Raw genomic sequence first — 9,732 nt, forward strand, 5'->3', positions numbered from 1 at the left:
TATTCCCCCATATCATTTTATTTTTTGTAACAATAACAAAAACCCTACCTATGAAGTCATAATTATAACTCCATAGGTAGAGTTTCTATTATAAATAAATTACGGGCATCTAACCCACCCTCACGTCATACCCCCGACGACAAGCGTCTAAGGTAGGTTCGAAATAAAAATTTCTACCCACAGCACGACCGAGTGCCCCCGTTGATAACGGTTAGGAGACATCACCCAAACTCTTCAATTAAAAAATACCGAACAATTTTTTACGACGAATTTGTTCTGGATCTTCTTTATAAATTGCTTTTCCGCTAATTAGTAAGTACGGATTCTCTTTAAAATCACTCATAACACGCATTCCAAATTCTTTCTCAATTAGCTCATAGCTTTCTGCTAAATGAAATCCTCTTGATGTTGTGTTATGCGCATCCGATGCGATCATATGCGTTAAATTATGTTCTACAAGTTGTAGTGAAAACTTTTTAATTTTCTTACCGAATTTTCCTAGTAAACTGCCTGCCGTTACTTGTGTTAATGCACCTTTATTTACAAGGTTATATAACTTATCTGGCCTCTCAATTAACTCGGCATTACGTTCGGGATGAACGATAATGGGGATCATTCCCTTTACACGTAGTTCATATAATAATTGTTCTGCATAACGAGGTACGTGATTTGATGGAAATTCAATGAATATATATTTATTTGCTTCATTTAAAGTAACGATTTTACCAGCCTCATAATCTTCTAATAAATCACCATATAACCTGACTTCTTGACCTGGTAATAGTTTCAATGGAATTTCATGTTGTTGTAACTTATCATTTAATTGCTTTACTTGATGAATGATAGAAGTACGTTCATTTACATATTTTCCGTTTTGATGGTGCGGTGTTGCGACGATTGTATGTATTCCTTCTTGAACAGCCTTTTGAGCCATCACTAAACTATCAGTTATTGTTTGTGCCCCGTCATCGATACCAGGTAAAATGTGACAATGTAAATCAATCATTCTTTTCACTCTCACTCTCTCATAGTAATCTTTTTTCCCTTGAATATGAGATACATCTCATATTCAAGGGAAAAAAGGAGATATGTTCTTCCCATATCTCACTCTTTAAATTAATTTGCACCGTAATAATAGTATAAGTTTTGTTCCCGTTCACGGTCATTAAGAACAATACCTAATAATTTTCCTTTAGCCGATTCTAACAACCCTTTTGCTTTTACTGCTGTTTCCTTTTCTGTCGATTCACTACGAACAACAAGAATCGAAGCATCACATACATTCGCCATAATTTGTGCGTCAGTTACAGCTAAAATTGGTGGCAGATCAAAAACAACTAAATCATACAAGCTATACGCTTGTGCGAGAAGCTCTTGCATCGATTTAGAGCCTAACAATTCTGCTGGATTCGGTGGAATCGGGCCGCAAGCTAGAAAGTGTAAATTATCAACTGATGTCGTTTGTACACATTTTTCTAAACGTTCACTATGTGTTAATACGTTTGTTAATCCGAAAATATTATCTACTTGAAACATTTGATGCATCGCCGGTTTACGCATGTCTGCATCAATTAATAACACTTTCTTTCCTTGTTGGGCAAAAACAACTGCCATATTCGCTGTCGTCGTTGTTTTTCCTTCACTTGGGTTTGCAGACGTAATCATTAATGAATGTAAATTCGTATCAACAGCTGCAAATTCGATATTTGTTCGAATATTACGATATTGTTCTGAAATTGGTGATTTTGGTTGCTGATGAGCAATTAATTGACGACGTTGACGATGGTTTTTTTTCTTTTTAAATAAATTAAGAGCCAATTGTTTGTCCCCTCACTTTTCTTGATGATAGAGCATGTGATTTTATGTTTGTTGTTTCTTCATCCATACGGGCTACAATACCTAACACTGGTAAACCAAGTAATTTTTCTACATCTTCTTCTTTTTTTAATGTGTTATCTAAATATTCTAGTAAGAATGCTAGACCAACTGCAACCATTAAACCAACAACGAAAGCGATTGCTACGTTTAACATTGGACGCGGTTTAATTGGCGATTGATTTTCCGAAACTTCAGCTTTTGATAATACAGTGACGTTATCAACGCTCATAATTTTTGCTACTTCACTTTGAAATACTTCAGCAATTTTATTCGCAATAGCGCTTGCTGTTCTTGGATTTTTATTCTGAACCGTAACAGAAATAACTTGCGAGTCTCTTTCATTTGCAACATCAATATTCTTTGTTAACTCCTGTAGCGTCTCTTGCAATTTCAGTTTTTCTTTCACTTGCTCTAAAATTACAGGACTCTTAATAATAACCTTATATGTATTCGTCAATTGTATATTTGTTTGAACTTCTCCAATCTGTAAAGCAGTCCCTTCTTGCTTCTTCTGGTTAACAAGAATTTGTGTTGAAGACTGATAAATTGGTGTCATAAAAAAGAAGCTAATAATAGCACTTATAATCGCTATACCAAATGTAATGGCAAGGATCATCGCTAAACGTTTTTTTAAAATATGAAATAACTCTTTCAAACTAATTGTTTCTTCCATAAGTTCCTCCAACTTTCTAAAATTTGCACATAAGAAAAATTATAACATATAAATCTTACATTTTTTATTTTGAATATTTTAGTTCTACATTTATTGACATCAAGCAAATATAATCTTACAAAATAATCTTAAATATGACAACACATTCCAACGAATTTCCAAAATTTCTATTATATCATTTTTTTCGTATAATGCAATAAGGAATTTTATAAAAATTCAAAAAAAGCTGATAAAAACATTTATCAGCTTTCTCATTTACTATTCTATACATTATTTTCTAATAATATCCATATTGTTCTTTTTCTTCTCTTTTATCGTTTAAGACGACACCAAGTAATTTACCGGACGCTTTGTCTAATATTTGCTTCGCTTTTACAATTTTATCTTTTTCTGTTTTTTCACTGCGTACGACAAGTACTATTCCATCGCATTTGTTCGCTAGTATTTGTGCATCGGTAACCGCAAGAACCGGTGGTGTGTCGATTAGAATAATATCAAACATGTTATATGCTTCTAGTAATGTCTCGTCCATTATTCGGCTACCTAATAGTTCAGCTGGGTTTGGCGGGATTGGACCTGCCGCCATTAAGTATACATTCTCTATATCTGTTTTTTGAATACATTGCATCAGTTTCGCTTGTCCTGATAATAAGTTCGTTAATCCATTTGAATTGTGAATGGCAAATAAGTTTTGAATCGTTGGCTTACGCAAGTCAGCTCCGATTAATAAGACTTTCTTTCCTTGTTGTCCGAAAACAACTGCTAAGTTTGCGATTGTCGTTGTTTTTCCGTCGCCTGGATCTGCCGAGGTAACAATAATAGAACGAACATGACTATCTACAGATGTAAATTCAATGTTTGTACGAATGTTACGATATTGTTCTGCAACGCGTGATTTAGGCTCTTTATGCGTAATTAATTGTCGTAATGGTTTTCTTTTCTTTCTTCCGAACATATTAATAGTCTCCTTTTGTGAAATGCGACATTTCTCCTTTTTCTCTCTCTATGCTCGATTTCATACGTCTAATTAATATTTTGTATCACTGATTTCCCTACATCTCATCTTAATCAATATCATTCTACTTTGTCTTATATGAACGCCTTTACAATATGACAATGACTTTCCTTCTTTTCTATTCTTATCATTTATCCTATTTTTTAAATAAACAATAAAGTAATTATATGGTAATTACTTTCTATACACAAGTAATCTTCTGACTAGTTTGCATTTTAACAATTACACCAATATATATTGGAAATAAAAAATCTCCTTGTATTTTCACAAGAAGATTTTTTTATTTCTGTTATTCTTTTTTATCACCAATCGCAAATGTAATTTCAGCTTCACATGCAACTTCACCATCTACTGTTGCGATTGCTTTTCCTTTACCGATCGGACCACGTACACGTGTCATTTCTACTTCTAGGCGAAGTTGATCACCTGGACGTACTTGTTTTTTAAAGCGGCAATTGTCGATACCCGCGAAGAAAGCAAGTCTTCCGCGGTTTTCTTCTTTCTTTAATACCCCAACTGCTCCAACTTGTGCTAATGCTTCTACAATAAGTACACCGGGCATAACTGCATAGTCAGGGAAGTGCCCGTTAAAGAATTCTTCGTTTGCGGATACATTTTTAATTCCAACCGCTCTTTTTCCTTCATCTACTTCTAATATTTTATCAACAAGTAAAAATGGATAGCGGTGAGGAATGATTTCTTTAATTTGTTCTATATTTAGCATATAACAATCGCCCCTTTTGTAATATTGGTCTTACCACTTGGACATATTGTTTATTATCCCATTTTGTTTATTGTTTGTCATTATAAAGTGAAACTTTAATATCTTTTCAGCTTTATATATAAAAAAATGCACACACTCTATTCTCTTAAAATAGCTGCATATTCCAGCAACTGACACGGAGGTAGAAAAGAGTGTATGCCCAAATTAGGGAAAGGCAATATGTACTGAAACATGATTTGCCTTAATGTCGTATTCGACTCATTATATTATAAACGTTTTCAAATAAGGAAATATTAAATTTAACCATATATATGAATATTTTACCTATTTCCTTCGTTTTTCTTTATTTTTCTTCTATTTTCTCAATAAATCAAAATAAAATAAAAAAATGAAAGAATAAAAAAACAAAAAAAGAACTTCGGTTAACACCTTAGTTCTTCTCATTTTTCCTACTATTTGCGAGCTAATAATAAGTGGGGGATACCCCCACTTATTAAAGTTTCACTTTATCGTAAAGCACGCTTTGGTAATTTATCGATATTCTCTAACATAATACCTGTACCAACAGCAACACATTGCATTGGGTTTTCAGCAATTAATACTGGTACTTTTAGTTCTTCTGCTAGAAGCATGTCGATACCGTGTAGTAAAGCTCCACCGCCTGTTAGAATAACACCGCGGTCGATAATGTCCGCAGATAGTTCTGGTGGCGTGCGCTCTAGTACGCCTTTTGCAGCTTGTACAATGATAGCCGCGTCTTCTTTTAGTGCTTCTGTAATTTCTTCAGAGCATACTGTAATTGTACGTGGTAAGCCCGTTACCATGTCACGTCCGCGAATTTCAAGCTCTTCGCTACGTGCACCTGGGAATACTGTACCAACTTTAATTTTAATATTTTCTGAAGTACGTTCTCCAATTAATAGCTTATACTTACGTTTAACGTAGTTTAAGATCTCCATATCAAACTTATCGCCAGCCATTTTGATAGAGGAAGAGGTAACAATATCACCCATAGATAGTACAGCAATATCTGTTGTACCTCCACCAATATCAACAACCATGTTACCGCTTGGTTGGAAGATTTCCATACCAGCACCAACTGCGGCTACTTTTGGTTCTTCTTCTAAAAATACTGTTTTACCACCTGAACGTTCAGCAGCCTCACGAATTGCTTTTTGTTCTACTGATGTGATATTTGTTGGACAACAAATTAAAATGCGAGGTTTTGAAAAGAAGCTCTTCACGTCCAATTTGTTAATGAAATACTTTAACATTGCTTCTGTAATTTCGAAATCTGCGATTACACCATCTTTAAGCGGACGAATTGCTACAATATTACCAGGTGTACGTCCCACCATACTTCTTGCTTCTTCACCTACTGCTAATACTTTACCTGTGTTACGATCAATTGCCACAACAGATGGCTCATTTAATACAATACCTTTGCCTTTAACATGAATTAATACATTAGCCGTACCTAGGTCAATTCCGATATCTCGCGCAAACATTCCCGTCATTTCCTCCTCGATATTCAAAATCAGGTTACACCCGAATTCTTTTACACCTAATTTCTGATTTTATCATAAATTTAACAGAAACGTAATATTCGCAAAAAGAATTCTTCTGAAAAATATTACCGAATTGAAACGGAATGTTTGCGATCGCATATTTATTGACGGACCGGCTTTTCTACATCTTCTTTTCTATACTTTTGTTTTGTTGCTTCTCCGCCTCTTAAATGACGAATAGACTTATGATAATCAAGAATTTCTTTCACTTCATTTGCGAGCTCTGGATTAATTTCTGGTAGACGTTCCGTTAAATCTTTATGGACTGTACTCTTTGATACCCCAAATTCCTTTGCAATGACACGCACTGTCTTTCTTGTCTCCACGATATACTTACCAATCTTGATAGTTCTCTCTTTGATGTAATCGTGCACACCACTCGCCTCCCTAAATTGGATGTGAGAAGTGTGAAATGAGCCTCGCTGCATACGACTAAGAAGTAAGTGTGAGTGCTGTTTGTAAGCGTTAAACATTCTTGGATTTATAATGAAATGATTCACGATTTCTCACCTCAAACACTCTCTTTGCTTTGGTTTATACCATTGTATTGCCCGCACTACTGATATATGCTACATGTTCACTATTTTTGCGGACTAAGTTAAGAAAAATTACGTTTTTTTGTGAGAAATACGTTAACAGTGACTATTTTGGCGAAAAAAATGACACCTTGTATATAAGGTGTCATTCTTCTCGTTCCAACTCTTCTTCTAACAATTGATGGTGGGGAACCTCTTTCTTACTGGCAATATAATAATATAAAGTGAATAAAACAAACAATAAAATAATAGCAGTCGACAGAACAAATAAAATTGACACAGTATCCCCTCCTGTTTGTAATATATATTCGAGAATCTCGTCATATTTCCTTGTTATTGCAACTTTTTTCTCGAAATTGAGTATTTTTATATAAAGTGAAACTTTAATCAGTGGGCGCCATTTCCCACTGATTATTAGCCTTCACCAATCGGGCTTTTACGGGCAGTTGACCCCAGGCCTAACTTCTTAGCTTTCACTGAATTTTGAAGTAGGGGTCTTACTGCCCGTTAATGCGGGGTAAAAGTAAAAAAATCAGCTCTCTAGTGAGAACTGATTTTTTCACTTTCTTATTCTTGTGAAGAAGAACTGTTAGATGATTCTGTAGAACCATTTGTTGATTTTTCTTCTTTCTTCGGTTCTTCTTTTTTGTCACTAGTCGAACCGCTTGTTGATTTTTCTTCTTTCTTCGGCCCTTCTTTTTTGTCACTAGTCGAACCGCTTGTTGATTTTTCTTCTTTTTGAGACTTATCTTCTGTTTTACTTTCTGGTTTCGTGCTTGTTGACTTCTCTTCTTTTTGAGATTTTTCATCAGCCTTTTTACCAGAAGCATTCGTTGCTTTTGCAGCACCTGCATCAGCTTTAATTTCTGCTACTGACTTATTTAAGTAGCGCTCAGGGTTCACAGCCACGTTGTCTTTACGTACTTCAAAGTGAACGTGAGAACCTGCTTCTTTATTCATTGCACTTAGACCGGATTTTCCTAATACTTCACCTTGTGCAACTCGTGCACCTTTTTCTACTTTCACACTGCCTAAGCTTTGATAAGAAACTGCTACACCATTTCCGCTATCGACTGTTACAACATAACCAAGAAGTGAATCTTTTTCAGCTTTCGTTACTGTACCACTTAAAGCAGCAGCTACATCGAATTCTTTTCCATTCTTCGCAGCAATGTCGATTCCTTTATTTGGGGAATATGTGTTGTTATAAAAGACAAGTGCTTTTTCTTGTTCCGCCTCAGTTGCTGCATCTTCATAGAATTTCTTCTGTACGACTACTTCCGCATTAGCGGCAGCTGGCATTTTCACTACTTCTGAAGATTTCGTTACTGGTACTGCTGGATCTTCCGATTGTGTATACGGTGTTGCTTGATCTTGGTTCGGAGTCTTCTTCGGATTAGCTCCTTGGAACCATAGCGCAACCATTAAAATTACCGCTGCACAAGCAATGTATAGTGCCGGAAACACCCATCTTTTTTGAAATAAATGTACTACCTTTTGCGACTTTTTATTATTTCTTCCTCGCATTCCATCATCACCTCAGCAATCATTTTGAACAATATTCACGTATCCTATACAACCTATAACTAATTACTTTTCGACAAAATCTGTAAAAATATGTATAAGAATTGTAAAATTTCCGAGGAAATGATAGAAAAAATAAAAAACTGAGCACTTTCGGCTCAGTTTTCAGTCCATTTGTTTCTTTCTATACACGAAGAGTGTAATAACAAGTACCGCAACTAACCAAATTATTATGTTCAATAAATTACTAGTAATTGCACTAAAACCCGCCCCCTTTATAACACTGCTAACTGCCACACCGATATGACGAGTTGGTAAATAATCGATTATTTTTGTAACGACTTCATTCTTCACAAACATTCCAATTAAATCACCGAAAAGAAATATCATTAATATCGGCAATCCAATTGTTGATGTTTGTGGTACATTTTGAGCTAATAATCCAATACAAGTACCAATAAGGTTAAATATTAGCATTCCGAGAACAAAGATAAGTAATAATAATGCAAAATTACCTTCTAATTTACCTAAAATAAGTAGATTAATAAAACAGATTGCAACTGTAATCAGACCTGTTAATGAACTTTTACCAATTAATACTTCAATTGATGATGCTGGTGATAGCATAAGAACACGAAGCGTATTTTTTTCCTTTTCTTCGGCAATGAGCATTGCCTGTACAAAACCTCCGACCATAACTAACGTCATCGCAGTTAATGAATTCGCTCCAATTTCTCTCATATTATCTGAGCGACTAAATAATACCGAAAAGACAAGTGGCATTAACAACATAATTAAAGTTTGTGAATTCGTTTTAAAATCTTGTAACTCTTTCCGAAAAATAGCTGAAAATCGTCTCATTGAAAATGTCATTATAATCCCCTCCCAGTAACTTCAATAAAGATATCGCCTAACGTTGGCTCATAAGAATGAATGGATAATAGTTCTCCTTTTTTCATCCACTCTGAAATACGTTTTGCACCTAATTCATCTTTTTGTACCGTTTCTTTCTTCTTATCCTTTAACACGACTTGTATTTGATCTTTCGCGTATTGTAAGCGAAGGTTCTCCGGTGTATCAAGCGCTACAATTTCTCCGCCACACAGAAAGGCAATGCGGTTACAAAGCGTTTCTGCTTCATCCATGTTGTGCGTTGTTAAGAAAATCGTCGTTCCTTCTTTATTTAAGTCTTTTAAGATTTTATGAATGTTTTGTACGTTAACTGGATCGAGTGCAGATGTTGGTTCATCTAAGAAGAGAATATCTGGTTTATGAAGGATTGCTCTAGCTAGTGTAACGCGCTGCTTCATTCCTTTTGATAGTTTCTTTACTGATGTTTTTTTATCATCTAATAGATTCACTTGCGCTAGTACTTCATCGATTCGTTCTTTTTTACAATCGTATAAGTCACAAAATAATAGTAAGTTATCATAAATGCTAAGTCTTTCATATAAACCGCTGTTGTCTGTTAAAATACCAATTCGTTTATAATCGATGCTGCTTGGTCCGGTAATATCTTTACCTAGTACCCTCACTGTTCCAACGCTATGCAGCAATTGAGAAGTTAAAATCTTTACTGTTGTTGTTTTTCCAGATCCACTCGGCCCGAGGAATCCAAAAATTTCTCCTTGCTTCACTTCAATATTTACATTTCGAAGTGCCGTTTTTTCGTTGAAACTTTTCATTACATCTTTCATTTCAATTGCCAATGTCATCCCGTCATCCCCTTTGTTTTTCTGTAACTACTCAGCTTCCTCACGGAAGCTTTTTAAATTTTACTAGTTTCATATGCCTCTCATTTGTAAATACTGAGT

Annotated in this window: 11 protein-coding genes; all 11 read right to left on the minus strand. The window is 35.0% G+C overall.

Annotated elements, in window-relative coordinates; all coding sequences use genetic code 11:
- Positions 1-238: 238 nt before the first annotated feature.
- The 11 genes from JDS99_RS19490 to JDS99_RS19540 all read right to left on the minus strand — a co-directional run bounded on the left by JDS99_RS19490 (position 239) and on the right by JDS99_RS19540 (position 9,633).
- Positions 239-1,006: a tyrosine-protein phosphatase gene (locus JDS99_RS19490; RefSeq protein ID WP_199695559.1), complete on the minus strand. Its 768-nt coding sequence runs from the start codon at positions 1,004-1,006 to the stop codon at positions 239-241.
- Between the two features lie 110 nt (positions 1,007-1,116).
- A complete protein-coding gene (locus tag JDS99_RS19495; RefSeq protein ID WP_199695555.1) occupies positions 1,117-1,818 on the minus strand; it encodes a CpsD/CapB family tyrosine-protein kinase in 702 nt (233 codons plus the stop codon).
- Positions 1,808-2,551, minus strand: coding sequence for a YveK family protein (locus tag JDS99_RS19500; RefSeq protein WP_199695556.1), 744 nt, complete (start codon positions 2,549-2,551; stop codon positions 1,808-1,810). The genes JDS99_RS19495 and JDS99_RS19500 overlap by 11 nt, the downstream gene beginning before the upstream one ends.
- A gap of 277 nt (positions 2,552-2,828) precedes the next feature.
- On the minus strand, positions 2,829-3,506 hold the full coding sequence (locus JDS99_RS19505; RefSeq protein WP_087983278.1) for a CpsD/CapB family tyrosine-protein kinase: 678 nt from the start codon (positions 3,504-3,506) through the stop codon (positions 2,829-2,831).
- 349 nt (positions 3,507-3,855) lie between these two features.
- Positions 3,856-4,290, minus strand: a complete 435-nt coding sequence (gene fabZ, locus JDS99_RS19510) for a 3-hydroxyacyl-ACP dehydratase FabZ (RefSeq protein WP_199695557.1) — start codon at positions 4,288-4,290, stop codon at positions 3,856-3,858.
- A gap of 506 nt (positions 4,291-4,796) precedes the next feature.
- On the minus strand, positions 4,797-5,798 hold the full coding sequence (gene mreB / locus JDS99_RS19515) for a rod shape-determining protein (RefSeq protein WP_000457990.1): 1,002 nt from the start codon (positions 5,796-5,798) through the stop codon (positions 4,797-4,799).
- Between the two features lie 161 nt (positions 5,799-5,959).
- Positions 5,960-6,232 (minus strand): sporulation transcriptional regulator SpoIIID, encoded by a 273-nt coding sequence (spoIIID, locus tag JDS99_RS19520; RefSeq protein WP_000544012.1) that lies wholly within the window; start codon positions 6,230-6,232, stop codon positions 5,960-5,962.
- A gap of 307 nt (positions 6,233-6,539) precedes the next feature.
- The gene (locus tag JDS99_RS19525) at positions 6,540-6,674 is read right to left on the minus strand and encodes an ABC transporter ATP-binding protein (RefSeq protein ID WP_097906825.1); all 135 of its coding nucleotides are present in this window, start codon (positions 6,672-6,674) and stop codon (positions 6,540-6,542) included.
- Between the two features lie 287 nt (positions 6,675-6,961).
- Entirely contained in the window at positions 6,962-7,921 is a 960-nt protein-coding gene (locus tag JDS99_RS19530; RefSeq protein WP_199695558.1) for a stage II sporulation protein SpoIIQ, read from the minus strand.
- 162 nt (positions 7,922-8,083) lie between these two features.
- Positions 8,084-8,791 (minus strand): ABC transporter permease, encoded by a 708-nt coding sequence (locus tag JDS99_RS19535; RefSeq protein ID WP_088123779.1) that lies wholly within the window; start codon positions 8,789-8,791, stop codon positions 8,084-8,086.
- Entirely contained in the window at positions 8,791-9,633 is an 843-nt protein-coding gene (locus JDS99_RS19540; RefSeq protein WP_098857506.1) for an ABC transporter ATP-binding protein, read from the minus strand. Before JDS99_RS19540 ends, JDS99_RS19535 begins: the two co-directional genes overlap by 1 nt.
- Positions 9,634-9,732: the final 99 nt, after the last annotated feature.

The organism is Bacillus cereus group sp. N6 (assembly GCF_016483705.1).
GTDB classification, from domain to species: domain Bacteria; phylum Bacillota; class Bacilli; order Bacillales; family Bacillaceae_G; genus Bacillus_A; species Bacillus_A wiedmannii.